Origin of the sequence: Collinsella aerofaciens (assembly GCF_964283865.1) — a bacterium.
In the GTDB taxonomy this organism is placed as follows: domain Bacteria; phylum Actinomycetota; class Coriobacteriia; order Coriobacteriales; family Coriobacteriaceae; genus Collinsella.
Map to the genome: position 1 here is coordinate 13,873 of NZ_CAXYLS010000008.1, position 24,888 is coordinate 38,760.

Consider the following 24,888-nt stretch of genomic DNA (forward strand, 5'->3'; position numbering starts at 1 on the left):
CTTATGTCACATTCAAGGGAGAGGATTCCTGTGGAAACCAAGCAATACCCCGATATGGAGTGCGACGTCGTCATTGCCGGCTGCGGCGTGGCGGGCCTGTACGCGGCTCTTAACCTGCCGACGAGCACGCGCGTGATCATGCTTTCCAAGGGCGCTGTCGACGAGTGCGATTCGATGCTCGCGCAGGGCGGTATCTGCGTGCTGCCCGAAGGCTCAGACTACGATGCCTTCTTTGAGGACACCATGCACGCCGGTCATTACGAGAACCGCCGCGAGAGCGTCGACATCATGATCCGCTCGAGCCGCTCGGTCATCAACGACCTGCTGGCGATGGGCGTGGATTTTGAGCGCAAGGCCGACGGCAGCCTCGACTTTACCCGCGAGGGCGCGCACAGCCGTCCGCGCATTGCCTTCCATGCCGACATTACGGGCAAGGAGATCACGACCAAGCTGCTCCAGGCCGTTCGCAAGCTGGATAACGTGCAGATTTTGGAGCACGTGGCCATGACCGACATCCTGACGGGCGAGCGTGACGGCGCCACGGTGTGTGCCGGCGTCGTCGCCGTTCCCGTGGACGAGGACGATTCAGCTCGCCCCGCCGACGAGCTGGCAAATGCCGCCGAGGGCGTGCATGCCGGTAAGCCGTTTAAGATCCATGCCCGCCATACGCTGTGGGCGACGGGTGGCATCGGCGGCGTGTACGATCACTCCACCAACTACCCGCAGCTCACCGGTGACGCCTGCTACATCGCTCAGGGGCATGGCATTAAGATGGAGCACCTGGACTACGTGCAGATCCACCCCACGGGGCTGTTCTCGCCGCAGCCGGGCCGTACGTTCCTGATCAGCGAGAGCTGCCGCGGCGAGGGCGCGATTTTGCTCAACGCCGCCGGCGAGCGCTTTACCGACGAGCTTCAGCCGCGTGATGTGGTCGCCGCCGCTATTCGCGAGCAGATGAAGCAGGACGGTACCGAGCACGAGTGGCTGAGCTTCGCCCCCGTCGAACGCGATGTGGTGACCGGGCATTTTGCCAACATTCGCGCGCGCTGCCTTGAGGACGGCCGCGACATCTTGGACGAGCCCATCCCCGTTACGCCCACGCAGCACTACTTTATGGGTGGCGTATGGGTCGATAAGGACGGCCGCACCTCGATGCCCGAGCTCTACGCCGCGGGCGAGACGGCCTGCAACGGCGTTCACGGCAAGAATCGCCTTGCATCAAACAGCCTGCTCGAGGCGCTGGTCTGGGGTCGTCGTGCCGCGTGGTATATGCGTACCGGCGAATCGCTGACCGTGGAGCAGGCGGGCGATCCCGCGCTTGACGGGCGTCACCGCGCCCTGAGCGCCGATGCCCTTGCAATCGATGATTTGGCCCGTGCCGCCGGCACGCAGGCCGTGGAGGAGTAGACCATGAATCCCATTACCATGAAGCTCGTCGTCGATGATCTGATTTTGCAGGCTCTGCGCGAGGACATCACGTTTGAGGACGTGAGTACGGCGAGCGTGTGCCCCACGGCGCGCCCCGCTACCGTTGAGCTCATCGCCAAGGCCGACGGCATTATCGCCGGCCTGGATGTGTTTGCCCGCACCTTTGAGTTGCTGGATTCGCAGAGCTCGGTGCTGTTCGACGTTGCCGACGGTGACGAGGTGCACGCCGGCGACCACGTGGGCCAGGTGCGCGGCGATGCGCGCGTGCTGCTTTCGGGCGAGCGCGTGGCGCTCAACTATCTGCAGCGCATGAGCGGCATCGCTACCTATACATACCAGATGGCCGCGGTGCTCGAGGGCACCAAGACCGTGCTCGTCGACACGCGCAAGACCACGCCGGGCATGCGTGTGTTTGAAAAGGCGGCGGTCGAGATCGGCGGCGGCAGCAACCACCGCTACAACCTGTCGACGGCCGTCATGCTCAAGGACAACCACATCGATGCCGCCGGTGGCGTGACGCGCGCGATCGAGATGGCACGCGCCCATGCGTCGTTTACCACGACGGTCGAGATCGAGTGCGAGAACCTGGACATGGTGCGCGAGGCTGTGGAGGCCGGCGCCGACATCATCATGTTTGACAACATGACCCACGACGACATGGCTGCTGCAATTGAGCTTATCGCCGGCCGCGCCAAGACCGAGTGCTCGGGCAACGTGGACGCCAGCAATATCCGCGCGCTCGCCGATCTGGGTGTCGACTATATTAGCTCGGGCGCCCTGACGCACTCTGCGCCGATTCTCGACCTCTCGCTTAAGCACCTGCGTCTGCTGGACGGTAAATAATGGACGCCCGCGAGCGTCGCCGTGCCATCATGGGCGTGCTCGAGGAAGCCAAGGAGCCCGTTTCGGGCAGCGCACTTGCCCGCGAGGTGGGTGTGAGCCGCCAGATTGTCGTGCAAGACATCGCTCTGCTGCGCGCCGACGGGCACGATATCGTGGCGACCAATCGCGGCTACGTGCTGCAGGAGGCCCCCAGCAGCCCCGCCGTGCCCACGCGTCTTGTTAAGGTGCGCCACGGTGTGGAGCAGGCGGGCGACGAGCTTACGAGTATCGTCGACGCGGGTGGCGCCGTGCTCAACGTGATCGTCAACCATCGTGTGTACGGTAAGATCACAGCCGACCTGGACATCCGCAATCGTCGCGATGTTGAGCGCTACCTGCACGATATCGAGAGCGGCAAGAGCTTTCCATTACTAACGGTGACGAGCGGCTATCACTTCCATCGCATTGCGGCAGAGGATGAGCAAACCCTCGACGAGATCGAGGCGATGCTCAAGGAGAAAGGCTACTTGGCGGACCTAATGCCCTACGAAGACGGCCTGTCCTAGTAACGACGAATGCAAAAGGAGGCCTCCGCGGCGATGCGGAGGCCTCCTTTTTGTGCACGGTGTACTTTTGAGTGTGCAGTGGGGGAGTTGTTACTCCTCGACGATCTCGGTGATCGCGCCAGCGGGGCAAGCGTCCTGGCAAGCGCCACAGGCGACGCAGGAGTCCTCGTCAGCGACGGTAGCGACGTCCTGGAGCTCCAGAACGCCAGCGGGGCAGGAGTCGACGCAAACGCCACAAGCGATGCACTCGTCGGCATCAATTACGGGATGAGCCATGGTAGTTTCCTCTCTGTTGACCGACGCTACAGGCGATGCGCGCCGGTTTGATTCGGGCAAAAACATACCACGGGAGCGACCGTTTGCAATACCCTCTGGCCGGCATCTTCATACCGTTCGCCGAGTATGCCAAGGTTTACTAAAAAACGCGCAGGTGGGGCCGTTGAGCTGCGCAAATGTTAGCTAAAGGTGACTTGAAATATTGAGCTATTGAGCGCGCCTGCGGAAAGGGCATCCCGTTATTTGGTCGAAAAACGGGTCGCAGTTTCCGGTTGGGCCCGCTAGCGGAAACTGCGACCCGGTATCAGCTCTCAAAACGGGATACGGTTTCCGGTTGAGCCTTCAGACGGAAACCGCGGCCCGGAATCCACGCTCAAAACGGGACGAGCTTTCCGCAAGGCAGCCCCAGGCACCCTCGGACCCAAGCCTCAGCCATCTCTACATAGATCTCGATAGATTTGCCTAGAACCCAAACAGTGCATCTACCTGCGCATTTAAGAACCTAAACTCTTGGCAATAAGAAATCTTATATGAATTGACTTAGATTTTGTATATTCCGGCCCATAAGGGGATACACTACATCCTGAAAGACAAGCCGAAACACCGCTCGGCAGACCGCCGAGTTGGTGCAAACGCACAAGAGAGAGGGAATTTCTAATGGGCAAGATTCTTGGTATCGACCTTGGTACTACTAACTCCGCAATGGCCGTTCTCGAGGGCGGTTCTCCGACCATTATCGTGAACGCCGAGGGCGACCGCACCACCCCGTCTGTCGTGGGCTTCCGTGCCGACGGCGACCGCGTCGTGGGTAAGGCCGCTAAGAACCAGGCTGTCACCAACCCCAAGAACACCGTGTTCTCCATCAAGCGCTTCATGGGCCGCAAGTACTCCGAGTGCACCTCCGAGATCAAGACCGTGCCGTACGAGGTCAAGGAGGGCCAGGGTGGCCGTGCCGTCGTCGACATCGAGGGCAAGGACTACACCGCCGAGCAGGTGAGCGCCATGACGCTCGCAAAGATGAAGGCCGACGCCGAGAAGTATCTGGGCGAGACCGTCACCGACGCCGTCATCACCGTCCCGGCCTACTTCAACGACGCCCAGCGTCAGGCCACCAAGGACGCCGGTAAGATCGCCGGCCTCAACGTCAAGCGTATCGTCAACGAGCCGACCGCTGCTGCTCTTGCCTATGGCCTGGACAAGCAGGGCACCGACCAGCGCATCCTGGTCTTCGACCTGGGTGGCGGTACCTTCGACGTCTCCATCCTCGACCTCGCCGACGGCGTGTTTGAGGTTCTGTCCACCTCGGGCGACAACCACCTGGGCGGCGACGACTGGGATCAGCGCGTCATCGACTGGATGGCCGATAAGTTCCAGCAGGAGAACGGTGTCGACCTGCGTCAGGACCCCATGGCCCTGCAGCGTCTGAAGGAGGCCGCCGAGAACGCCAAGAAGGAGCTCTCCGCTGCCCAGCAGACCACCATCAACCTGCCGTTCATCACCATGAACCAGTCCGGCCCGCTGCACCTCAACTACACGCTGACCCGCGCCGAGTTCGAGAAGATCACCCGCGACCTGCTCGAGCGCTGCAAGCAGCCTGTCACCAACGCCCTGCGCGACGCCAAGCTTAAGCTCTCCGATCTGACCGAGGTCATCCTCGTCGGCGGCTCCACCCGTATGCCCGCCGTCCAGGAGCTCGTCAAGACCATGACCGGCAAGCAGCCCAACATGTCCGTGAACCCCGACGAGGTCGTTGCCGACGGCGCTGCCGTCCAGGGCGGCGTGCTCACCGGCGACGTCGAGGGCATCCTGCTGCTCGACGTTACCCCGCTGTCGCTGGGTGTCGAGACCATGGGCGGCATCATGACCAAGATGATCGACCGCAACACCACGATCCCGACCTCCAAGACCGAGGTCTACTCCACCGCTGCCGACAACCAGACCAGCGTCGAGATCAACGTGCTCCAGGGCGAGCGCGAGCTTGCCCGCGACAACAAGTCGCTCGGTAAGTTCCAGCTGACCGGCATCCCGGCTGCCCGCCGCGGCGTGCCGCAGATCGAGGTCACCTTCGACATCGACGCCAACGGCATCGTCAAGGTCTCCGCTAAGGACAAGGGCACCGGCAAGGAGCAGCAGATCACCATCTCCGGCTCCACCGCGCTTTCCGACGACGAAGTCGATCGCATGGTCAAGGACGCCGAGGCTCATGCCGAGGAGGACAAGAAGCAGAAGGAAGAGGTTGAGGTCCGCAACCAGACCGACAGCCTGTGCTACTCCACCGAACAGACCCTCAACGAGCTCGGTGACAAGGTTTCCGCCGACGTGAAGTCCAAGGCAGAGGCCGCTATCGCCGACGCCAAGAAGGCGCTCGAGGGCTCTGACGTCGAGGCCATCAAGGCCGCCGGCGAGTCCCTGCAGTCCGTGGCCTACGAGCTGGCTCAGGTTGTCTACGCCGACGCTCAGCAGCAGACCGACGGTGCCGCCGGCGCCCAGCCTGCCGACGATGACGTCGTCGATGCCGACTACGAGGTTGTGGACGACGAGGACAAGTAATCATGTCCGCCCGTAAAGCTCGCACGGAGGCGGCTGCCACTGGCACCGCCCCCGTTGACTCTGAGGAGAAGGACGTGAAGATTCCCGTAGAGGCCGTCGACGATACCGAGGCCAACGAGGCCGCGGCCGCCGAGGCTGCCGAGAACCAGGTAGAGGATTCCAACAAGGAGGCGACGATGACCGAGGACGAGATGGTGGAAGCCGCTATCCGCGCCGGTGAGGAAGCCGCCGACAACGACTTTAAGCTCAAGTTCGAGCAGGCCCAAAAGGAGCTCGCCGACGTGCGCAGCGAGCTCGATGCTGCGGCAGAGGCCCAGAAGGCCGCCGAGGACAAGGCAAAGGACGCCACCGAGCGTACCGCCCGTCTTCAGGCCGACTGGGAGAACTTCCGTCGCCGCACCGCCAATGAGCGTATCGCCGAGCGCGAGCGCGCGACCGAGAAGCTTGTCACCGCGCTGCTGCCGGTGGTCGACGATATCGAGCGCGCGATTGACCATGCCCGCAGCCAGGAGCTTGCCGATGACTTTAAGCAGTTCGTCGACGGCGTCGACGCGGTGCATGCCAAGCTGCTCGATGTGTTTGCGCACGAGGGTGTTGAGCCCATCGACCCCAAGGGCGAGGCGTTCGATCCGCTCGAGCACCAGGCCGTGGGTCGCGTTGAGGACACGTCGCAGTACGACGAGACCGTCAACGACGTATACCAGAAGGGCTACCGCATGGCGGATCGCATCCTGCGTTCCGCGATGGTGACGGTGACCTACGGTGGCGAGAAGCGCCCCGCACCGGAGCCCGAAGCGGCGCCCGAGGATGCTACGGCCGATACGGCCGAGAGCACCGAGGAGTAATTGAGAAGGGCCCCGGGGCAACACCCGGGGCCCTTTCTGGCCTAGTGCCATATGAAAGCATGAGCCGCCGCCCGCTGGGCGGCGGATGAAACAGGAGAGGAGCTACGATGGCTGCAGGCAAAACCTTCTATGACATCCTGGGCGTATCCAAGAGCGCCTCCGACAAAGAGATCAAGAGCGCGTTTCGCAAGCTCGCGCAAAAATATCACCCCGATGCCGGAGGCGACGAGGCCAAGTTCAAGGAGATTAGCGAGGCCTACGAGACGCTTTCGGACGAGAAGAAGCGCAAAGAGTACGACCAGATGCTCATGTTTGGCGGCATGCCGGGCGCGGGCGGCGCGTATGGCGGCGGCTACGGTGCCGGCGCTGGTGCCAGCGGCTGGGGCGACATCTTCGACAGCATCTTTAGCGGCAACGGCGCCTGGGGCAGCGATTGGGGCTCGGGCTTTGCCGGGGCTGCGGGCGCTGCCGGTGCCGGCGCTGGCCGCAGCCGCGCTCGCAAGGGCGGCGACCTGTCGCTGACCGTCGATGTGACGGCCGAGGACGCGTTTCGCGGTGTGACGCACAAGGTCACCTACCGCATTCCCTCGACAGGCGAGCAGCAGACCATTACGGTCTCGGTGCCTGCAGGCGCGGTCGACGGCGGCAAGCTGCGTTACAAACGTCGCGGCGAGTATGGCGTTGCCGGCGGCGAGCGCGGCGACCTGGTCGTGACCACGCATGTGGAGGAGCATCCGCTGTTTAGGCGCAAAGGCGCCGACGTGACCATGGAGGTACCGGTCTCGGTCTACGAGGCGGCGCTCGGCTGCACGGTGGACGTGCCCACGCCCGGCGGTGCGACGGTCCGTTTGAAAGTGCCCGCGGGTACCCAGACGGGCAAGAAGTTCCGCTTTAAGGAGATGGGCGCGCCCGATGTTAAGCACCGTGGCCGCACGGGCGCGCTGCTCGTCGAGATCAAGGTGCAGGTTCCCACGAACCTGTCCGACGATGAGCGCGATGCCATGACCAAGCTGCGCGAGGCCGACACGCGCGACTATCGCGAGAAGGTCAATCGTTACAAGGCGACGTACTAGGGCGGTCGCGGCGCACGCCCACGCCCGCGGGCTTATGATGGACGATAACGAGACGGAAAGGGGTCAGGTAGCATGGCCGAGGACAATAGGAACAAACCGCTGTACATGATCAGCGTGGCGGCCGAGCTGACCGGCATGCACCCGCAGACTCTGCGCGTCTACGAGTCCAAGGGCCTGGTGAATCCTCAGCGCTCGGGCGGTAACACGCGCCTGTATTCGCGTGCCGATATCGAGCGTCTGGAACTCATCAACCAACTGACCGACGAGGGCATCAACCTTGCCGGCGTGGTGCGCATCCTCGATATGAAGGAGCGTTCCGAGGAGCGCGAGCGCGAGAACGAGAAGCTCCGCGCTCGCGTGCGCCAGCTCGAGGACGAGCTGCACGAGTATAAGATGCAGAAGAAGATCACCGCCCTGGCCCCGCGCGACGGCTCAGTCAACCCCGAGCAAGTCATGCGCAAGCTGCTAGGTACGGGTAGCGACCTATAGCTCCGCCGACGCTGCCGGGCACTCATTGGGGACAGACTTAAATGAGTGCCCGCAGAATGAGAGTGGATAATCTCCCGTTTTTGGCCTGTTTGCAGGCTCAAAGTGGGAGATTATCCACTCTCGTCATTTCGGCGTCTAAGTCTGCCCCCGGCACCCAACTCGTTCTTTGCTTTACTGAGATAAAGTGAACGTGCAGATTCGTAACCCACTCGCAACCGTTCTATGGCACGATATTGAACGAATGTATGCTATGCGCCCAAATCGTTTTGGGCAGAGTGGGAGACAGTATGGTCAAGCTGTACGAGGACGGCATCTACCTGCGCGGCGGCAGCGAGGTTGTGCCTGCGGCCGAGGCTGCCGAGCGCGGTATTACGCAGACGCCCGAGGATGCCAAGCGCGGCACCATCGCGTATTCGATCCTCCAGGCACACAATACGTCCGGAGATCCCGAGGCACTCAAGATTCGCTTCGACGCCATGGCGAGCCACGACATCACCTTTGTCGGCATCATCCAGACGGCGCGCGCCTCGGGCATGGAGCAGTTCCCGCTGCCTTACGTGCTCACCAACTGCCATAATTCGCTGTGCGCCGTGGGCGGCACCATCAACGAGGACGACCACGTCTTTGGCCTCTCGGCCGCCAAGAAGTACGGTGGCATCTTCGTTCCGCCGCATATCGCCGTTATCCACTCCTTTATGCGTGAGAACTTCGCGGGCTGCGGCAAGATGATCCTGGGTTCCGACTCGCACACCCGCTACGGCGCTCTGGGCACTATGGCCGTGGGCGAGGGCGGTGGCGAGCTGGCAAAGCAACTGCTGCGCGACACCTACGACGTCGCCTATCCCGGCGTCGTCGCCATCTACCTCACGGGTGCCCCGCGCCCCGGCGTCGGCCCGCACGATGTGGCGCTCGCCATCATCCGCGCTGTCTTTGCCAAGGGCTACGTCAAGAACAAGGTCATGGAGTTTGTGGGCCCCGGCATCGCGAGCATGACGACCGACTACCGCAACGGCGTCGACGTCATGACCACCGAGACCACCTGCCTGTCGAGCATCTGGGCCACCGACGAGGACACGCACGCGTTTTTGACCATGCACGGCCGCGGCGACGACTATCGCGAGCTCAAGCCCGCCGATGTCGCCTACTACGACGGTTGCGTCGAGGTCGACCTGTCGAGCATCAAGCCCATGATCGCACTGCCGTTCCATCCTTCCAACGGCTTTGAGATCGACGGGCTCAACGAGAACCTCGAGGACATCCTGCACGAGGTGGAGCTCGAGGCCGCCAAGATCGGCGAGGGCAAGACGCACTTTAGCCTGCTCGACAAGATCGTCGACGGCAAGCTGCACGTGCAGCAGGGCGTTATCGCCGGCTGCTCGGGCGGCAACTATGACTCCGTGGTCCAGGCTGCCCGCGTGCTCAAGGGCGCCAATACCGGCTGCGGCGAGTTCTCGCTGTCGGTCTATCCCACGAGCCAGCCCGTGGCGCTCGAACTTACACGCCGCGGCTACATCTACGACCTCATGGAGGCCGGCGCAATCGTGCGCACGGCATTCTGCGGCCCGTGCTTCGGCGCCGGCGACACGCCCGCCAACAACGGCCTTTCGATCCGTCACACCACGCGCAACTTCCCCAACCGCGAGGGTTCCAAGCCGGGTAATGGCCAGCTGAGCGCCGTGGCCCTGATGGACGCCCGCTCCATTGCGGCAACGGCTGCCAACGGCGGCGTCCTGACGCCGGCGACCGACCTGCCCGAGGACACTTGGGACGAGGCCTGCGAGTACACCTTTGACGACGCGCCGTACAAGAAGCGCGTGTACTGGGGCTTTGGCAAGGCGGAGCCTGCCGACGAGCTGGTCGAAGGCCCCAACATCAAGCCGTGGCCCGCGATGGAGCCGCTCGGCGACGACATCCTGCTCAAGGTTTGCTCCAAGATCATGGACCCGGTCACCACGACCGACGAGCTCATTCCCTCGGGCGAGACGAGCTCCTTCCGCTCCAACCCGCTGGGCCTGGCTGAGTTTACGCTGAGCCGCCGCGACCCGGCCTACGTGGGTCGCTCCAAGGAGGTCGACGCTGTGGAGAAGCGTCGCGTTGCCGGCGAGTCCGCGGGCGACCTGGCGGCGTTCGATGCCGAGCTTGCCGGTGTGTTTGAGGCGCTGGCCGGCGCGGGTGTCGCGGCCGATGCCAAGGCGACCGAGTTCGGTTCCATGATTTACGCCAAGAAGCCTGGCGACGGCAGCGCCCGCGAGCAGGCCGCGAGCTGCCAGCGCGTAATTGGCGGCCTGGCCAACATCGTCCACGAGTACGCCACCAAGCGCTATCGCTCCAACGTGATGAACTGGGGCATGGTGCCCTTCCAGATGGAGGCCGAGCCCAACTTTGAGGTGGGCGATTACGTCTTTGTGCCGGGTATCCGTGCCGCGCTCGATGGCGACCTGAAGGACATCGCCGCCTACGTGGTGCGCGCCGATGGTGCGGTCGAGCAGATTGAGCTCTACATTGCCGATATGACGGCAGAGGAGCGTGCCATCGTCAAGGCCGGCTGCCTGATCAACTACAACAAGTTCAAGGCCGCTGCCGAGTAGCGCACTTAATTGTCCGCCCGGGGCTTACCCTTTCCCGCCCGCTCACGCGCTTCACGAGGGCCGCGTTCGGGAAAGGGTAAGCCCCGGGCTACATTTCTGCGTTCTCGTTGGGTCTTGAGGGACGCTAATAAATAGACTTGCTTGATGCCGCCTCTGTTATCGGGGCGGCTTCTTTTTGTTGAAAACCACCACAAAGGGGGCAGGCACCTTTGTGGTGGTGGGGACGAGCTCGATGCTGTTGTGATCGTTGAGCGGCATGTTAATGGGCGGCTCTACAGAATTTCATCTGGGCTGGCGGGTTTGGTTGTTTTGGGGATGCCGAGTTTGGATGACGCGAAATCGTCAACATTGTCCTTAATTCCGTCTTTGGTGTAGACAGTGACCATATAGGTGCTGTGTCCGAATTCGCCCTTGTCGCGTGTTGCCCAGGCATCCCAGTAGGCGGCCCCGTTTCGCCCTTTGATTTTTCCGACACGGCGGAGTTCTGTTCGCTTTAATTTCTGGTTGCTATAGATGGTTCGACCGGCCTCCTCGGTGAGCCCGCACTGTCCAAGCATCTTGTCGAGGACTTGGTTCATGTGGCGCTCATCGGTGTTTGGTGCGTAGTCGTAGGCGAGGGTGATGAAGTCGAGTGGCTGGTCGTCGATTAGATAGTTTAGCGTCTGAGGTCCAAGGCAGAAATAGGGGGAGCATCCGTCGATCTGACCGAGCAGTGGCAACTTTGACTGCCAACTTCCGGTGGGAATTCCATCTTCGTAAAACACGCCGCGACAGATAAAGGAGAGCGAGGTGGCACGCGAGCTGGCGTCGACCATTCCGCATAAATCGAAGGGCGAGGTGATACCAAGGGAAAAGGGCGTGATGACGATAAGGAAGAGCATCACGATGGGTATGGCGAGAATGGCGATGACGTTGCGACCGGTGGAATGAGGCGGCTTCATATGCGCTCCTCGAGACAAAGATCTGTTGAGGATAGGCAGAAATGGATATGTTCAGAGAGCAATTCAAGTTTAATCTCATTGCGCGAGATGGTCGACCGTTAGCGTCGAAAACCACCACAAAGGTGCCTGTCCCCTTTGTGGTGGTGAGGAGCGCGCGGCTTCTTTTGGTAATAGTGTTAGCTGGCGGTATCATTAGTGCAGGTGGCGAAGGTTTGCATTGTGGGGTGTTTTGCCGTGAGCCGTTCTGCCCGTATTGGATTGATTGTCTTGGCGCTTGCGATCGCTGTGGTTGGCGCGGGCGCTGTCGGTATGGCATTTCTACCTGCTGCGGTGACGGAGCCGGTGGTCAAGCCTGTGACTCAATCTGTCGAACTTCTGACCGGCGACGACAAGCCCGAGACCATTGCCGTTGATTTTGATGAGCAGCCGGCTGTGCTGGGTATTAGTAATTATCCGCGTATTCAGCTTGGGGCCATGCGCTATACCACGGATACAAGCCTGATCGATAGGGCGTCCGAGCTACTCAAGGGCAAAACATTTAAGCGTTGGTACGGATATGCGTCCTATCGGGCAAAAGCGAACGACATGGTTGGCGGATGCCACTCGTCCATCGAGCTGGACACTGCAAACGGCGCAAAGTTATGTGATGTCTCGTACGATCCGGGCTACGAGGGCAATGAGGGTCCGGGCATCTACATCATGGACGGCGATGTCGCCTATGTCATGGAGGGCGACCAGAGCGAGCTCAACGATTTTATGGGTCAGTGTATCCAAGATGCCTATAAACAGACCTGCTTGCCTGACCCGCAGACTGCACGCGATAGTGGGTCTGCCCGTACATGGCTGTTCGAGGATGAGATGCCCTGGACCGTCGAATCGGGAAGTACGGGTTCGGCGAAGGAGTAGAGACCGCGACCACCACAAAGGTGCCTGTCCTCTTTGTGGTGGTTTTCGGTCTGTCTCGATCTGTAACATCTAGGATCAAAAATGGCTGCTAGATGTTACAGATCGAGACGGTAGCGCGCCTGGGCAGCGGCGGGCTGACATCTCAGTACCCTATCCGTAATTCACTCAGAAAATCTTATATATAGAGACTTAGATTTGTGTATAAGATCGCGTAAAGCTGGCAACAATACTTCTCGAACAACGTGAAGCCGCCCCGTAGGGCGGCCGCCCCAAGAGAGGTGATTCCATGAGAATCGATAAGCTAGCAATGACGTCGCGCGAGGCGCTGCAGACCGCCATGAGCACGGCTGCCGATGCACAGGCCGGCGCGGTGGAGCCGATCCACCTGCTGTCTGCCCTGCTCGGTGCCGGCGAGCGCAATATCTCCGTGATCATCGAGCGCATCGGTGCCGACCCGGCTCAGCTCGCACGCTCCACACAAGATGCCATCGACCATGCGCCCAAGGTGTCGGGCGAGGGTCAGCAGATGGGCCTGTCCAACGAGCTCGTTCGCGTGATCGAGAAGGCCGAGAAAAAGGCCACCAAGATGGGCGACAGCTTTGTGGTGACCGAGCATCTGCTGATGGCACTTGCCGAGGACAAGGGTGAGGCGGGTCGCGTGCTGCGTGACGCCGGCGTGACCAAGGAGCGCATCGAGCAAGTCTACGAGGAACTGCGCGGCGATGACCGCGTGACGTCTGCCGAGGACAAGACGCAGTTTGAGGCGTTGGAGCAGTACGGTCGCAACATCTGCGATCTGGCTCGCGCCGGCAAGCTCGACCCGGTCATCGGCCGTACCGACGAGATCCGTCGTACTATTCAGGTTCTGTCCCGCCGCACCAAGAACAACCCCGTGCTTATCGGCGAGCCGGGCGTCGGCAAGACGGCCATCGTCGAGGGCATTGCTCAGCGAATCGTGGCCGGCGACGTACCGAGCACCCTGCGCGACCGCGACCTCATCGAGCTCGACATGAGCGCGCTGGTCGCCGGCGCCAAGTACCGCGGCGAGTTCGAGGACCGCTTGAAGGCCGTGCTCAAGGAAGTGCAAAAATCCGAAGGCAAGGTCATCCTGTTCATCGATGAGCTCCATACCATCGTGGGCGCGGGTGCCACCGAGGGCTCCATGGACGCCGGCAACATCCTCAAACCGGCGCTCGCTCGTGGCGACCTGCACGCGATCGGCGCGACCACGCTCGACGAGTACCGCAAGTACATCGAGAAGGACGCGGCGCTCGCCCGTCGTTTCCAGACCGTGATGGTCAGCGAGCCTACCGTCGAGGACACCATTTCAATCCTGCGTGGCCTGAAGGAGAAGTACGAGATCTTCCACGGCGTACACATCACCGATAGCGCGCTCGTGGCTGCCGCCGACCTCTCCGACCGCTACATCGCCGACCGCTTCCTGCCCGACAAGGCTATCGACCTGGTCGATGAGGCCGCGAGCCGCCTGCGCATGGAACTCGACAGCATGCCGGTCGAGATCGACGCCACCACGCGTCAGCTCACCCAGCTGCAGATCGAGGAACAGGCGCTCATGAAAGAGACCGACGACGCCTCTAAGGAGCGTTTGGAGGCTCTGCGCCAAGAGATTGCCGAAGTCCAGGAAAAGCTCAACGTGCAAAAGGCCGGCTGGCTCAACCAAAAGAACGCCATCGACCACGTGCAGGAGCTTAAGGGCCAGCTTGACGCGGCCAAGAGCGAAGAGGAGCGCGCGACGCGCAACGGCGATCTGGGCCGTGCGTCCGAGCTTCGCTATTCTGTGATCCCGGGTCTGCAGCAGCAGATTCAGGATTCCGAGGCTGCGCTCGAGGCGCAAAAGCAGCAGGACGGCGAGGGCCTCAACGAACAGGTGACCTCCGACGAGATCGCCGAGGTCGTGAGCGCCTGGACCGGTGTGCCCGTGTCCAAGATGATGCAGGGCGAGCTCGACAAGTTGAAGGGCTTGGAGGGCGAGCTGCATAAGCGCGTTATCGGTCAGGACGAGGCCGTCTCCGCTGTAGCCGCGGCCGTGCGTCGCAGCCGTGCGGGTCTCTCCGACCCAGACAAGCCCATCGGCAGCTTCTTCTTCCTGGGCCCCACCGGCGTAGGCAAGACCGAGCTCGCCAAGGCGCTGGCCGAGTGCCTGTTCGATGACGAGCGCGCGCTCGTGCGTATCGACATGTCCGAGTATATGGAGAAGTTCAGCGTCCAGCGTCTGATCGGTGCGCCCCCGGGATACGTGGGCTATGACGAGGGCGGCCAGCTCACCGAGGCCGTGCGCCGTCGTCCCTACTCCGTGATCTTGCTCGACGAGATGGAGAAGGCTCATCCGGATGTCTTTAACGTGCTGCTGCAGGTGCTCGACGACGGCCGTTTGACCGACGGTCAGGGTCGCCAAGTGTCCTTCAAGAACACGATTATCATCATGACGTCCAACGTGGGCTCCAAGGCTATCGCCGATCTGTCCGGCAAGGACGAGGAGGAGATGCGCCATCAGGTTGACGGGGCCATGGCTCAAACCTTCCGCCCCGAGTTCCTCAACCGTATCGACGATATCGTGGTGTTCCATCCGCTCGGCATGGCGCAGATCGAGAAGATCGTCGACATCCAGCTCGCCGACGTCCGCGCGCGTCTGGCCAAGGAGCGCATGACGCTGGCCATCACCCCGGCGGCCAAGCAGATGCTCGCCGTGGGCGGCCTGGACCCGGTCTTTGGTGCCCGTCCGCTCAAGCGTCTCGTGCAGCGCGAGGTCGTGGATGCCATTGCCGCCGCTATCATCGACGGTACGGTGCGCGAGGGCGATCAGGTGACGGTCGATGTCGACAAGGACGGCGGTTTTACCGTCGTGTGCGACAACACGCCGACGCCGATATACGAGGCGCCCGAGGAATAGCTGAGCTCAAGCAAAGGGGCGGCGGGATTTACCCGTCGCCCCTTTTTCATGCTGCGTCGAATGTGCCGGGCAGTCTAGGCGTAGATGATCTCCAAGTTGGGGGCAAGCTCGGCAAGTCGCTGCCTCGTGTCCGCATCGACACCGGTGTCGGTGATCAGGCAGTTAATCTCATTGAGGTCAAGGGCGTGAACCAAGCCGATGACGCCGATTTTCGATGAGTCCATGAGGGTTATGCGTCGGTCGGCAGCGTTCGCGATGGCGCTCACCATGTTCGCCTGCTCCAATCGATGCGCCATAAATCCTTTTGAAAACGAGAAGGTATTGGTTCCCATGAAAGCAGTGGGAACAAAGTACTCGTTAAGCAGCCGGATAGTCTCGTTGCCCTGTGTGTAGTGATAGCCAAATCTCAGTTGTCCGCCCAGGAGAATGACCTCGCTGTCCACCAGCAATTCTTCGGCAAGTATCGCGTGAGATAGGTCGTTCGTGAGAACCGTGAGATTCTTGCGGCCCTTGAGAGCGCGTAGCATGCAGCCCGTTGTTGTTCCCGATTGAAGAAAGAACGTGTCGCCGTCGCGCACCATTTTCGCCGCAGCGTAACCGATGCGGCGTTTTTCGTCTTGGGCCGTCGAAGAAGCGTCTTCAAACGAAAGTTCGCGAGAATTGGGGTTCGGTAAGATCGCGCCGCCATGGGTTCGCCTGAGAAGTCCTCTGCCTTCGAGAGCCCGCATATCCTTTCGAATGGTCGCTTCCGAAACACCGAAGCGCTCGCTGAGGTCAACAATGCGAACAGTGCTGTTCGCATTGAGTAAGTCGAGTATTTCTTCCTGCCGTTCTTCCAGGTAATAGGGACGCGGTTCACTCATAAGAACTCCCAGGGCTTGTTGTGGGACAAGGCTTGTTACCTTCAGTTTTACCAGAACAACAATTCCTGAAATGAAATAAAACAACTCTAAACAAAACATATCGAACGTTCGGGGCAGGTTTTCGACCGTTCGCGGTAGCAGACGTCAATTCCGAAACAAAGCAAAACAAAACGCAATATAATGAACTCGCAAAATGTTGCGTTTGGAGAAAGCCAAACAGCGATGGTCTGCCTGAGGAAAGGAGAACAGATGCTCGTCAGTATGAGAGATATCTGCAACATCGCCGAACAGAACAATATGGCGGTCGCTGCAGTAAATTCCGCGAGTCTTGAGGCCGTCCGCGCCGCTGTGGACGTGGCGGAGGAAACAGGTTATCCGATTATCATCCAGCATGCCGAGGTTCACGAGTCGCTGGTGCCGATTGACGTGGTGGCTCCGCTGGTTACAGCACTGGCTGAGCGCTCGAGTGCGCATATCTGCCTGAATCTGGATCATTGTGAGAATCTATCCTATGCTCGTCGTGCGTTGGAGCTCGGTTTCACGGGCGTCATGTTCGACGGTTCTGCACTTTCCTACGAACGTAATGTTGAGCTTTCCCAGTACGCTGCCCAGATGTGCGCCGACTTTGGTGCAGGCCTTGAGTGCGAACTTGGTTCTATGGGGTCGCGTGAGGGTGGCGATCCTGATGCTGGGTCCACGGCGGAAGAGGCGGGCGCCATCTATACCGATCCTGACCAGGCGCGTGACTTCGTTGAGTCCACGGGGCTCGATATCCTGGCCTGCTCGTTCGGAACGGTGCACGGCCTGTATAAGGGCGAGCCCCATTTGAACATTGACGTTCTGACCGACATTCGCAGCTGTGTGAACGTGCCACTTGTCATGCACGGTGGCTCCGGTGTTTCCGACGAGGATTACGCTCGTGCCATCAATGCCGGCATCCGCAAGATTAACTACTACACGTATGGCGTTAAATATGCCGGCGATGCCGTGCGCGCCATGGTTGATGAAAAGACTGAGGGACATCCGGATGCTCCGATCTATTGGCACGATATGACGGCAGTCGCGTTCGAGAGCCTGCGCAGCACATTCGAGCATGTCGTGCGAGTATTCGCCAATGGCGCGGCTCCTTTGGCTTAAGGGGTGTGCTATGAAGAAAATTTTAGTTGCAACCCACGGACGCCTAGCAAGTGGCGTCAAAAGTGTGGCTGAGGTGCTGCTTCATGATGATAGCGCCATAACCGTCGTTGATTGCTATGTGGACGAATCGGATCCCAATGAGCAGATCGCAGAGTTTATCGATGGCGTGAGGCCAGAGGACGATGCGTTGATCGTTACCGATCTTTTGGGCGGGAGCGTCTGCAACATGGTTACGGCCATGCAGCCGGAAAAGCACGGCATCGTACATGTGACCGGTTTCAACATCGCGTTAATTCTCGAATGCCTGATTACGGGCGAGGCGTTCACGCCCGAGTATATCGACAGCGTAATCGCGCAGGCATCGACCTCCATGCGGCGTGTGGTCCTGCGGGCAGGCGGGGCGACAGATACCGATGACGATTTCTTTGGATAGGAAGTGGTCCGCTTTGGCGGGCGGAGCGAAGACGAAAGGAGAACGAAATGATCGTTCAGCTGCGAGTGGATGACCGCCTGGTTCACGGACAGGTCACGCTCATGTGGGGAAAGGAGCTGAGCACCAAGGGTATTTTAGTCGCGAATGACGCTGCGGCCCAAAATGAAACCCAGTCGTCGACGCTCAAGATGGCTTGCCCGAGTGGGCAGAAGCTTCTCATCCGTACAATAGACGACGCTATCAAGATTGCTAACGATCCGCGTGCGGGCGAGATGCGCATCTTCGCCCTTACTGGGAACATCGCCGATGCACTCAAACTAGTGAAAGGGGCTCCCGGTAGGATCGGCAGCGTGAACGTTGCGAATGTCGGCCGCTTCGATCGAAGCGACGATGCAGCCAAGGTGCTGCTGACAACGGGTGTAACGCTCAATCCAGACGAGGTGGCTGCAGCGCGCGAGCTGTGTGAGCAAGATCTGCCGGTGTTTCATCAGGTCGGCGTTACAGACGGTAAGGTCAAGGTTTCCGACCTGCTGGCAAAGCTCTAAGGAGGGATTGATATGCTGACGACTGCGCTCTTGGCATATTTGGCAGCTTTTATCTGCTATTTCGTCCAATGGACGTTTGGACAGCCCATGATTGACCAGCCCCTGGGCGTGGGTCTTGTGGCGGGCATTATCTTTGGCGATGTTACCGCAGGCATTATCATCGGTGCTGCGCTCCAGGCTATTTTCATCGGAAGCGTCAACGTGGGCGGTGCGACTTCGGCTGATACGGTGGCAGGAACGGTGCTCGCTGTGTGCTTCGTGGTCGTGTCTGGCATGGAGCAGGGCGTAGCGATTCCGCTCGCGGTGGCTGCGGCTATTTTTGCGAACATCATCTACTCGCTCGTTCTCAACGTGCTCATGTCTTTCTGGGCTCCTGTTATTGATTGGGCCGCGAACTCGGGTGACAGTAAGAAGCTCTTCATCTGCCATTTTGGCGGCGCCGTAGTCATGAACGGTCTATTCGCCATCCCGACGTTTTTGGCGGTGTGGGTCGGTGCCGAGCCGGCATCGCAGCTTATGAATATGGTGCCGCAGGCGGTCCTGAACGGGTTCAATGCTGCATCCGGCCTGCTTCCCGCCGTGGGCATGGCGCTACTTCTGCGCATGCTCTGGGATAACAAGATTGCAATTTATTTCCTGCTCGGCTTCGTGCTCTTCCAATATCTCAACATGCCCATGGTCGCAATTGCCGCCGTCGGTGCAGTGATCTTGGTCGTTACGGCCCTGCGTGACCTTGAAAATCTCGACCTGCGCAACCAGATTAAGGCCTTGCGCGAATCGGGCGTCGCAGCTGGTGCCCAGTCCGTCGCCGAGCTCGAAGAGGAGGATTTCTTCGCATGAGTACCACCGATACCGCAAGCGAGAAGATCAGCATCTCCACTAAGGATCTTTCCGCTGAAGACCGTAAGATGCTGCGCGGCATCTTCTTCCACTCGTTCAACGTCTTTGCCCATTACGGCGGCGGCGCTCGCGGAGGCGCTTCAGGCTTCATGTGGTCCATCTGGCCTGCCATCGAGCGTTTCTACCCGGATAAAGAACAGCGTCGCGATGCCCTGGTACGCCATTCGACCTGGTATAACATCACGTCAAATGTCGGTACGTTCTGCATGGGCCTTGTTGCCTCGATGGAGAAGGAGAACGCGGCCGAGCCTGATTTCGATACGCATTCGATCGACTCGGTCAAAGCTTCGCTCATGGGTCCCATGTCGGGCATCGGCGATGCAATCTTCTGGGGCGTTATCCGTGTTATCGCGGCCTCGGTCGGTATGGCGCTGTGCTCTCAGAACGGATCGCTTCTGGGTCCGATCGCGTTTCTGCTCATTTACAACATTCCGTCGTGGATTACGCGTTGGGTGCTGACGGTTCTTGGGTATCGCGTCGGTTCGAGCTTCATCACCAAGATCTACGAGAGCGGCTTGATGGGTATTGTAACCAAACTCTCAAGCACGCTCGGCCTGCTGATGATCGGCGCCATGGCTGCCTCGTTCGTTAAGTTCAACTGCGCGATCTCAATTCCGATGCCCGAGGGCGATCCGGTCATGATCCAGACGTATCTCGATACGATCTTCATCGGCCTGATTCCGCTGCTGTACACCCTGGGTTGTTTCAAGCTGCTCAAGAAGAACACCAACGTGAACTGGATCATTATCGGCACCATGATCATTGGCCTGGTGCTTGGCCTGACGGGGATTTGCTAGTTGCTGCAAGTTTCAAGACGATGTTTACCCGCCCGAGTGTGCCTAAGGTGCGCTCGGGCGGGCTTGCGTTGGGTTTAAAGCAATGTATACACTGTCTGCGCCGATACGCGTAGACGATTCGTAAGCACGTGTGCGCTCTGGATACCGCATCCCGCGGTATCCATGCATTACGATGGCCGTAATCAGTCATAGTGTAAGAATGGAATTCAAGCCACACGGAAAGGTGCATGCCATGGATAGCAAGGACGAGTGCAAGCAGCCCCTGCGCGAGAAGAGGGAGACGAAAAAGCCCACCGATCCCTACATTCGTGCCGAGAACGAGGATGACGACGGCTACGATCCTTATAGCGATCGTCGCCCCGAGCGCGAGCCCCTCTTCGAAGCCGACCCCTGGCGTTAAGTAGCTGATTTGGGACGGGGCTTTTTTAGCTACTTTGTTTTCGGCTAGAGGCGTTCATGCCTGCCCCCTCGGCCGCTCGATATCCTCCGGGAGGGGCCACTAATAGAAAACTTGCTTATCCATTAATCAAGATACGCATAATCTTGCTCTCCTGCTAATCAAGAATCGTTATAATCTTGATTAGCAGGAGAGCAAGATTGGAGAATTATGGCATTCAACGACTTGGTGGCTCAAAAAATAAAGGACTTTGAGCAACAGGGGATTCCGCAGGTCTTTGAGCGCGACCTTGATCTGGGCAACCCGCAGGAGCCAAAGCGCGACAACATCGTATATGTGATTGTGGGCGCCCGTCGTTGTGGAAAGACGTATCGCCTGTATCAGGAGATACGGCGGCTTCAGGGCCAAGGCGTCGAGCTTGACCGGATGCTATATTTCAATTTTGAGGATGAGCGCTTGCGTCCGTATGAGCCATCGCTACTAGCGGACGTGCTCGATACATTCTATGCACTATATCCTGCTGCTCGAGGCGAGGGCGCCTACCTTTTCTTTGACGAGATCCAGGAAATACCCGAATGGGGTGCGTTTCTGCGACGCGTGGTCGATACGGAGAAGGCGACCGTTTACGTGACGGGATCTTCTTCTAAGATGCTGTCCTCAGAACTTAAGAGCGAGTTCAGGGGCCGTTCTCTTGTGCGAGAGCTTTTTCCGTTGAGTTTTTCGGAATACGTCCGATATAAGACGGGGAGCGTTCCTGAGTCGAACGCGCCCTTCTCCTCAAGCGCTGCAGCGTTGCTCCGACACCATCTGGTCGGATATCTCGAGCGAGGGGGATTCATCGCGACACTTGAGCAGACGCCCGCAGACGCGATTCAGCTGCTACAGGAATATGCGTCGCGAACGGTCGCTATGGACGTTGTGGAGCGTTACGACGTCAAGAGCCCTCGTTTGGCCTCACTGTTTCTGACGCGGTGTATGGCATCTTCGGGACGAGAGCTGTCGGTGAACAAGGTGTACAACGAGTTCAAGAGCAGGCAGATACCCGTCAGTCGTAATTCGCTCAGCGACTTACTTGAGTATTACGAGGACGCCTACCTGCTGTTTTCTGTGCCGGAGTTTACGCGTTCACTTGCAAATAATACGCGGTCTGCGTCTAAAGTCTACGCTGTCGATCCTGCGATGTTTGGAGCATTCTCTCCCGCATCGGCATTGGACCAGGGCCAGAGGCTCGAGACTGCGGTGTTCAATGCGCTCAGAAGAAGGACTCCTGCGGTGCGGGTCGGTTCGGTCTGCCGCCTACTGGTCAAGGAGAAGAATAAAAGCCATGAGGTTGACTTTGTGGCTGGGGATGCACTTCTCATGCAGGCTTATAGCCTGACTCAGGTGAGTGTGGATATGGCAAGCGAGAAAACGCGCGAACGCGAAATTGCAGCCCTCGATGCCTCGATGGCCCAGTTTGATCTTGGCGAGTCGGTAATCGTTACTATGGATGAACAGGCCGATATTCCATGTGAACACGGTGTGGTACACGCTGTGCCCGCATGGAAGTGGCTCCTTGCCTAATCATCTACGGATCTGTGGGGCCAGGACCTCCTGGCCCCTTCATCACGGTTGGGGAGTACCATGATGCGCCCGGCTAGTCCTGGGCCTTGATGCTCGGCAGCAGAATCTGGGCGATGTAGTCGCATTCGAGCTTGGTGGCAGCGTCGGCCTTGCCGTCTTTGCCGACCAGCACGCTCTTGATCTGGCTGTAGGTGTAGCGGTTGCCGGTCGTAAGCTCGACAAGCTCAATGGCTGTGTCCATGGGATAGGTCGACACGGGGTTCTGCGTGCGCCCGTTGATGGTCTGGGGCACCACGTACGGATAGACGGGGCCGCTGGCGTAGACGGTATAACCGTTGCCTAGATTGGCCGCACCCAAAACCGTATCGCCCTCATCGGGCGTAAAGCTCTCGCCCTCGCGCACCGCGACGAGCGTCACAATCGGCGTATCGCTGTCGCCGGCAAGATAGATGCATAGCGTGCTGCCATTTTGCCAAGTCTCGACCTTGCCGTACCATTCGACGGGGATATCGAGCTGGTAGAGGTCGGTTGCCTTGTGACGGGCGTCGGCATCACGGGCTGCCTGTGCCTTTTGCGCGCTCAGGGCATTGACGGCGGCGTCGCGCCGCGCGGTTGCCGCCTGCTGGAGCACCTTGGCGGTGGCGGCGGAGCTCGCGCCTCCCTCCTCGGCATATTTGGCGGCGGCATCGATCTGGTCGTCGGTTACCGTGTCGGCCGAAGGCACCTTGAGTTTAAAGGCAGCCTGGGCACTTAAATCCTGTCCATCGCTCTTAACGGTGACCTGCGTCTTGGTGGTCGGGACGGTATAGATGGTGCCGTCGGCCGCGATGGGGGAGGCAGCGATGGAGAGCGTGTAATCGCCGGGCAGCAGTTTGATGCCGCGGCCGTGCTCGTCAACGTAGAGCGTTTCGCTCACAGAAGAGCCGTCGGAGTCCTGGCCACTCACCTGCACGGGGATCTTTGAGCCGGTGGAGCAGTCGAGTCCCGCGGCATGTACGCCAATTTGCACCGACATCATGGTATGGGCGTTTGCGGCAACTACGGCGGCCTGCTCTTGCTGGTATCCGTTCCAAGCCGCATAGCCCGCGCCGCCGGCGACGAGCGCGACGGCCACGACACCGGCGACCATCAGATTGCGGCGCTTGGGCGACATCTTACGATGACGAACCTCGGCTTCGTGTGCCGAGGGAGCGGACGGCAGGGGAATATCTCCCATGGCGATGGTCTCGTCGACGACTGGCGCAGAGCCCAAGCCGGGGAGCTCGCGGGTGAGCGATTCGTCGACGGGCAAGTCGCCAAGCAGGGAGGTCTCATCTCCCGCGTTGGGTTCCGGTTGGCCATTGCCCTCGTCATCGCCTTTTTCGACATCGGCTTCATCGCGAGCATCCTCGACGTCGTCGCCCGTATCCGGTATGCCATCGCCCGCCGCGTCCTGCATGTCGACGATTGTCTCGTCAAACGCAACTTCGTCCAGCGAAAACCGGTCTAGGCTCTCCAAGGCCTCGGCGCACGCCGCTGCATCTTGGGCCGCGTCCTCTTGGCCCCTCGTCTCATTTTCCATATATCCCCCAAGCTCAATATCGGGACAACAATGTACCCAAAATTAAGGTCACATAGAGCTGGCGTGCAGTCGGAAATTCGATTTTATCTGCGCGATACATTGTGAATATGTGCATGAATGCACGCGCGACAGCAAAAAGCCCCCGGAAAGCAAACGAATTGCTTTCCGGGGGCTGCGCATAACGCGAGATTACGGAGCCAAAGAGACGCGCCTACATCCAAATGCGGACGGCAGCGAGCGCGTTACTCGGCGTGCGCGTAATCAACCTTGGCGCGGCGAGCGGTAGCCTTCTCCCAATCGCTGGTGCCCTCAAAGACGTCCTGCTTGTAGGGATTGCGGCCGAGCTTCTTGGCACGGTAGACGATGTAGATGATCGCGGCGACGTTGGCGACCAGCGCGGCGATCGAGACCGCGGTAGCGGCGCCGGGGTCGAGCGTGGAGTGGGTCACAAAGATGGACTCCTCCTGGAAGTACGGGAATACCTGGGCAAACATGCACCAAATAGCCAGCGTAAAGGCACGGTTCTGGATCCAGCCGCCCTTGTTCCAGATAAAGGCGGCGACGGTGGGCGCCAGCAGCAGTGCAAAGCCGCAGAACCAGGAGTGGGTGGGCAAGCAGTTGTAGGTGTAGCAGAAGTTCCAGATATCGTAGGCGATGATGTAGACCCAGGTCATGTCGGGCCACAGCATGTCGGTCTTGTCCTCAGAGGCGTAGACACTCCACCAACCGGTCATGCAGAAGATGTTGATGATACCGGCGATGCCGTTGAACACGTTGTTCCAGCCGGCGAGCTGCGTGGCGCCCTCGGAGGTGACCCAGGTGGACTCGCCCAGGACAAAGAAGTGATAGGCGCTCTCAAAGTCGGACACGACGGCGATCATGATGTTGATGGCGACGATCACAAACGGCCACGCGCGGAACCAATGCGCCTTGCCGATCTTGCCCCACTGGTACTTAATGGCAATGAAGCCCCAGCAACCGGCCAGCGCCGCGTATACCTTGGCGTAGTGGAACCAGCTGTTCTGGTACACATGGGTGGGGTTGGTGAGCGCCCACTCGGCACCCTGTGAGACGCCGATGGCGATAGCGACGCAGTAGATGGTCATGGCCAGCGGAGCCACGCCAAAGATGATGGCCGCGCCCAGCTTGGTGCGGCGGCCGACCTCGTTGAGCACGATCAGGCCAATAAAGACCATGGCCCAGCCGGCCCAGTGGATAAGGGTATTGCTACCCTAAACATCGAACAGCATGCTGCTCTCCTTTCACAAGCCCGCGGCCCCTCTTCTGATCGCGGGCA

Annotated in this window: 22 protein-coding genes; 17 read left to right on the top strand and 5 right to left on the bottom strand. The window is 60.0% G+C overall.

From position 1 onward, the window contains the following. The first annotated feature begins 3 nt into the window (after window positions 1-3). Genes ACRX4W_RS05865 through ACRX4W_RS05875 form a run of 3 tightly spaced genes read left to right on the top strand, consistent with a single transcriptional unit; the run spans window position 4 to window position 2,816 of the window. The gene (locus ACRX4W_RS05865) at window positions 4-1,407 is read left to right on the top strand and encodes an L-aspartate oxidase (RefSeq protein WP_432299598.1); all 1,404 of its coding nucleotides are present in this window, start codon (window positions 4-6) and stop codon (window positions 1,405-1,407) included. A 3-nt stretch (window positions 1,408-1,410) separates the two neighbouring features. Further along, the gene (gene nadC / locus ACRX4W_RS05870; RefSeq protein ID WP_432299600.1) at window positions 1,411-2,271 is read left to right on the top strand and encodes a carboxylating nicotinate-nucleotide diphosphorylase; all 861 of its coding nucleotides are present in this window, start codon (window positions 1,411-1,413) and stop codon (window positions 2,269-2,271) included. After that, complete coding sequence (locus ACRX4W_RS05875) at window positions 2,271-2,816, top strand: transcription repressor NadR (RefSeq protein ID WP_432299602.1); 546 nt, start codon at window positions 2,271-2,273, stop codon at window positions 2,814-2,816. The genes nadC and ACRX4W_RS05875 overlap by 1 nt, the downstream gene beginning before the upstream one ends. Window positions 2,817-2,906: 90 nt before the next feature. Here ACRX4W_RS05875 and ACRX4W_RS05880 read toward each other — a convergent pair whose 3' ends face one another. Further along, complete coding sequence (locus tag ACRX4W_RS05880) at window positions 2,907-3,158, bottom strand: ferredoxin family protein (RefSeq protein ID WP_158564522.1); 252 nt, start codon at window positions 3,156-3,158, stop codon at window positions 2,907-2,909. A 591-nt stretch (window positions 3,159-3,749) separates the two neighbouring features. Here ACRX4W_RS05880 and dnaK point away from each other — a divergent pair. From dnaK to ACRX4W_RS05905, 5 genes are all read left to right on the top strand, one after another. After that, window positions 3,750-5,642, top strand: a complete 1,893-nt coding sequence (gene dnaK / locus ACRX4W_RS05885; protein ID WP_006235214.1) for a molecular chaperone DnaK — start codon at window positions 3,750-3,752, stop codon at window positions 5,640-5,642. 2 nt (window positions 5,643-5,644) lie between these two features. Beyond that, window positions 5,645-6,487: a nucleotide exchange factor GrpE gene (locus ACRX4W_RS05890; RefSeq protein ID WP_432299604.1), complete on the top strand. Its 843-nt coding sequence runs from the start codon at window positions 5,645-5,647 to the stop codon at window positions 6,485-6,487. Window positions 6,488-6,594: 107 nt separating this feature from the next. Then, entirely contained in the window at window positions 6,595-7,560 is a 966-nt protein-coding gene (locus tag ACRX4W_RS05895; RefSeq protein WP_117770265.1) for a DnaJ C-terminal domain-containing protein, read from the top strand. 72 nt (window positions 7,561-7,632) lie between these two features. Next, on the top strand, window positions 7,633-8,049 hold the full coding sequence (locus ACRX4W_RS05900) for a heat shock protein transcriptional repressor HspR (protein ID WP_117839958.1): 417 nt from the start codon (window positions 7,633-7,635) through the stop codon (window positions 8,047-8,049). Window positions 8,050-8,336: 287 nt separating this feature from the next. Further along, window positions 8,337-10,637 carry a hydratase gene (locus tag ACRX4W_RS05905; RefSeq protein WP_432299605.1) on the top strand — a complete coding sequence of 767 codons (2,301 nt, stop codon included), beginning with the start codon at window positions 8,337-8,339 and terminating at the stop codon, window positions 10,635-10,637. Window positions 10,638-10,909: 272 nt separating this feature from the next. On the opposite strand, the gene ACRX4W_RS05910 is transcribed toward ACRX4W_RS05905, so the two are convergent. Continuing rightward, the gene (locus ACRX4W_RS05910) at window positions 10,910-11,578 is read right to left on the bottom strand and encodes a hypothetical protein (protein WP_117839960.1); all 669 of its coding nucleotides are present in this window, start codon (window positions 11,576-11,578) and stop codon (window positions 10,910-10,912) included. Window positions 11,579-11,812: 234 nt separating this feature from the next. On the opposite strand from ACRX4W_RS05910, the gene ACRX4W_RS05915 reads away from it, so the two are divergent. Next, window positions 11,813-12,484 (top strand): hypothetical protein, encoded by a 672-nt coding sequence (locus ACRX4W_RS05915; protein ID WP_432299607.1) that lies wholly within the window; start codon window positions 11,813-11,815, stop codon window positions 12,482-12,484. A 286-nt stretch (window positions 12,485-12,770) separates the two neighbouring features. Continuing rightward, a complete protein-coding gene (clpB, locus tag ACRX4W_RS05920) occupies window positions 12,771-15,395 on the top strand; it encodes an ATP-dependent chaperone ClpB (protein ID WP_117839962.1) in 2,625 nt (874 codons plus the stop codon). Window positions 15,396-15,469: 74 nt separating this feature from the next. On the opposite strand, the gene ACRX4W_RS05925 is transcribed toward clpB, so the two are convergent. Next, window positions 15,470-16,258 carry a DeoR/GlpR family DNA-binding transcription regulator gene (locus tag ACRX4W_RS05925; protein WP_158558612.1) on the bottom strand — a complete coding sequence of 263 codons (789 nt, stop codon included), beginning with the start codon at window positions 16,256-16,258 and terminating at the stop codon, window positions 15,470-15,472. Window positions 16,259-16,507: 249 nt separating this feature from the next. Here ACRX4W_RS05925 and ACRX4W_RS05930 point away from each other — a divergent pair, with 249 nt between their 5' ends. From ACRX4W_RS05930 to ACRX4W_RS05960, 7 genes are all read left to right on the top strand, one after another. Continuing rightward, entirely contained in the window at window positions 16,508-17,395 is an 888-nt protein-coding gene (locus ACRX4W_RS05930; RefSeq protein WP_117839964.1) for a class II fructose-bisphosphate aldolase, read from the top strand. A gap of 10 nt (window positions 17,396-17,405) precedes the next feature. Then, a complete protein-coding gene (locus tag ACRX4W_RS05935; protein WP_158558613.1) occupies window positions 17,406-17,828 on the top strand; it encodes a PTS sugar transporter subunit IIA in 423 nt (140 codons plus the stop codon). Window positions 17,829-17,875: 47 nt separating this feature from the next. After that, a complete protein-coding gene (locus ACRX4W_RS05940) occupies window positions 17,876-18,373 on the top strand; it encodes a PTS sugar transporter subunit IIB (protein ID WP_117839966.1) in 498 nt (165 codons plus the stop codon). Between the two features lie 12 nt (window positions 18,374-18,385). Next, window positions 18,386-19,213, top strand: coding sequence for a PTS mannose/fructose/sorbose/N-acetylgalactosamine transporter subunit IIC (locus ACRX4W_RS05945; RefSeq protein WP_118345060.1), 828 nt, complete (start codon window positions 18,386-18,388; stop codon window positions 19,211-19,213). Next, the gene (locus ACRX4W_RS05950) at window positions 19,210-20,070 is read left to right on the top strand and encodes a PTS system mannose/fructose/sorbose family transporter subunit IID (RefSeq protein WP_117839968.1); all 861 of its coding nucleotides are present in this window, start codon (window positions 19,210-19,212) and stop codon (window positions 20,068-20,070) included. The genes ACRX4W_RS05945 and ACRX4W_RS05950 overlap by 4 nt, the downstream gene beginning before the upstream one ends. 232 nt (window positions 20,071-20,302) lie before the next feature. Continuing rightward, on the top strand, window positions 20,303-20,470 hold the full coding sequence (locus ACRX4W_RS05955) for a hypothetical protein (RefSeq protein WP_164473271.1): 168 nt from the start codon (window positions 20,303-20,305) through the stop codon (window positions 20,468-20,470). A gap of 207 nt (window positions 20,471-20,677) precedes the next feature. Further along, window positions 20,678-22,030, top strand: a complete 1,353-nt coding sequence (locus ACRX4W_RS05960) for an ATP-binding protein (protein ID WP_117655936.1) — start codon at window positions 20,678-20,680, stop codon at window positions 22,028-22,030. A gap of 73 nt (window positions 22,031-22,103) precedes the next feature. On the opposite strand, the gene ACRX4W_RS05965 is transcribed toward ACRX4W_RS05960, so the two are convergent. Next, complete coding sequence (locus tag ACRX4W_RS05965; protein WP_390448467.1) at window positions 22,104-23,591, bottom strand: hypothetical protein; 1,488 nt, start codon at window positions 23,589-23,591, stop codon at window positions 22,104-22,106. 242 nt (window positions 23,592-23,833) lie between these two features. Further along, the gene (locus ACRX4W_RS05970; protein WP_255413080.1) at window positions 23,834-24,808 is read right to left on the bottom strand and encodes a DUF5692 family protein; all 975 of its coding nucleotides are present in this window, start codon (window positions 24,806-24,808) and stop codon (window positions 23,834-23,836) included. Window positions 24,809-24,888: the final 80 nt, after the last annotated feature.

Coding starts and splice junctions, on each gene's coding strand:
- ACRX4W_RS05865 (WP_432299598.1), top strand. CDS start 4: ATGTCACATTCAAGGGAGAGGATTCCTGTGGAAACCAAGCAATACCCC.
- nadC (WP_432299600.1), top strand. CDS start 1,411: ATGAATCCCATTACCATGAAGCTCGTCGTCGATGATCTGATTTTGCAG.
- ACRX4W_RS05875 (WP_432299602.1), top strand. CDS start 2,271: ATGGACGCCCGCGAGCGTCGCCGTGCCATCATGGGCGTGCTCGAGGAA.
- ACRX4W_RS05880 (WP_158564522.1), bottom strand. CDS start 3,158: ATGTTTTTGCCCGAATCAAACCGGCGCGCATCGCCTGTAGCGTCGGTC.
- dnaK (WP_006235214.1), top strand. CDS start 3,750: ATGGGCAAGATTCTTGGTATCGACCTTGGTACTACTAACTCCGCAATG.
- ACRX4W_RS05890 (WP_432299604.1), top strand. CDS start 5,645: ATGTCCGCCCGTAAAGCTCGCACGGAGGCGGCTGCCACTGGCACCGCC.
- ACRX4W_RS05895 (WP_117770265.1), top strand. CDS start 6,595: ATGGCTGCAGGCAAAACCTTCTATGACATCCTGGGCGTATCCAAGAGC.
- ACRX4W_RS05900 (WP_117839958.1), top strand. CDS start 7,633: ATGGCCGAGGACAATAGGAACAAACCGCTGTACATGATCAGCGTGGCG.
- ACRX4W_RS05905 (WP_432299605.1), top strand. CDS start 8,337: ATGGTCAAGCTGTACGAGGACGGCATCTACCTGCGCGGCGGCAGCGAG.
- ACRX4W_RS05910 (WP_117839960.1), bottom strand. CDS start 11,578: ATGAAGCCGCCTCATTCCACCGGTCGCAACGTCATCGCCATTCTCGCC.
- clpB (WP_117839962.1), top strand. CDS start 12,771: ATGAGAATCGATAAGCTAGCAATGACGTCGCGCGAGGCGCTGCAGACC.
- ACRX4W_RS05925 (WP_158558612.1), bottom strand. CDS start 16,258: ATGAGTGAACCGCGTCCCTATTACCTGGAAGAACGGCAGGAAGAAATA.
- ACRX4W_RS05930 (WP_117839964.1), top strand. CDS start 16,508: ATGCTCGTCAGTATGAGAGATATCTGCAACATCGCCGAACAGAACAAT.
- ACRX4W_RS05935 (WP_158558613.1), top strand. CDS start 17,406: ATGAAGAAAATTTTAGTTGCAACCCACGGACGCCTAGCAAGTGGCGTC.
- ACRX4W_RS05940 (WP_117839966.1), top strand. CDS start 17,876: ATGATCGTTCAGCTGCGAGTGGATGACCGCCTGGTTCACGGACAGGTC.
- ACRX4W_RS05945 (WP_118345060.1), top strand. CDS start 18,386: ATGCTGACGACTGCGCTCTTGGCATATTTGGCAGCTTTTATCTGCTAT.
- ACRX4W_RS05950 (WP_117839968.1), top strand. CDS start 19,210: ATGAGTACCACCGATACCGCAAGCGAGAAGATCAGCATCTCCACTAAG.
- ACRX4W_RS05955 (WP_164473271.1), top strand. CDS start 20,303: ATGGATAGCAAGGACGAGTGCAAGCAGCCCCTGCGCGAGAAGAGGGAG.
- ACRX4W_RS05960 (WP_117655936.1), top strand. CDS start 20,678: ATGGCATTCAACGACTTGGTGGCTCAAAAAATAAAGGACTTTGAGCAA.
- ACRX4W_RS05965 (WP_390448467.1), bottom strand. CDS start 23,591: ATGGAAAATGAGACGAGGGGCCAAGAGGACGCGGCCCAAGATGCAGCG.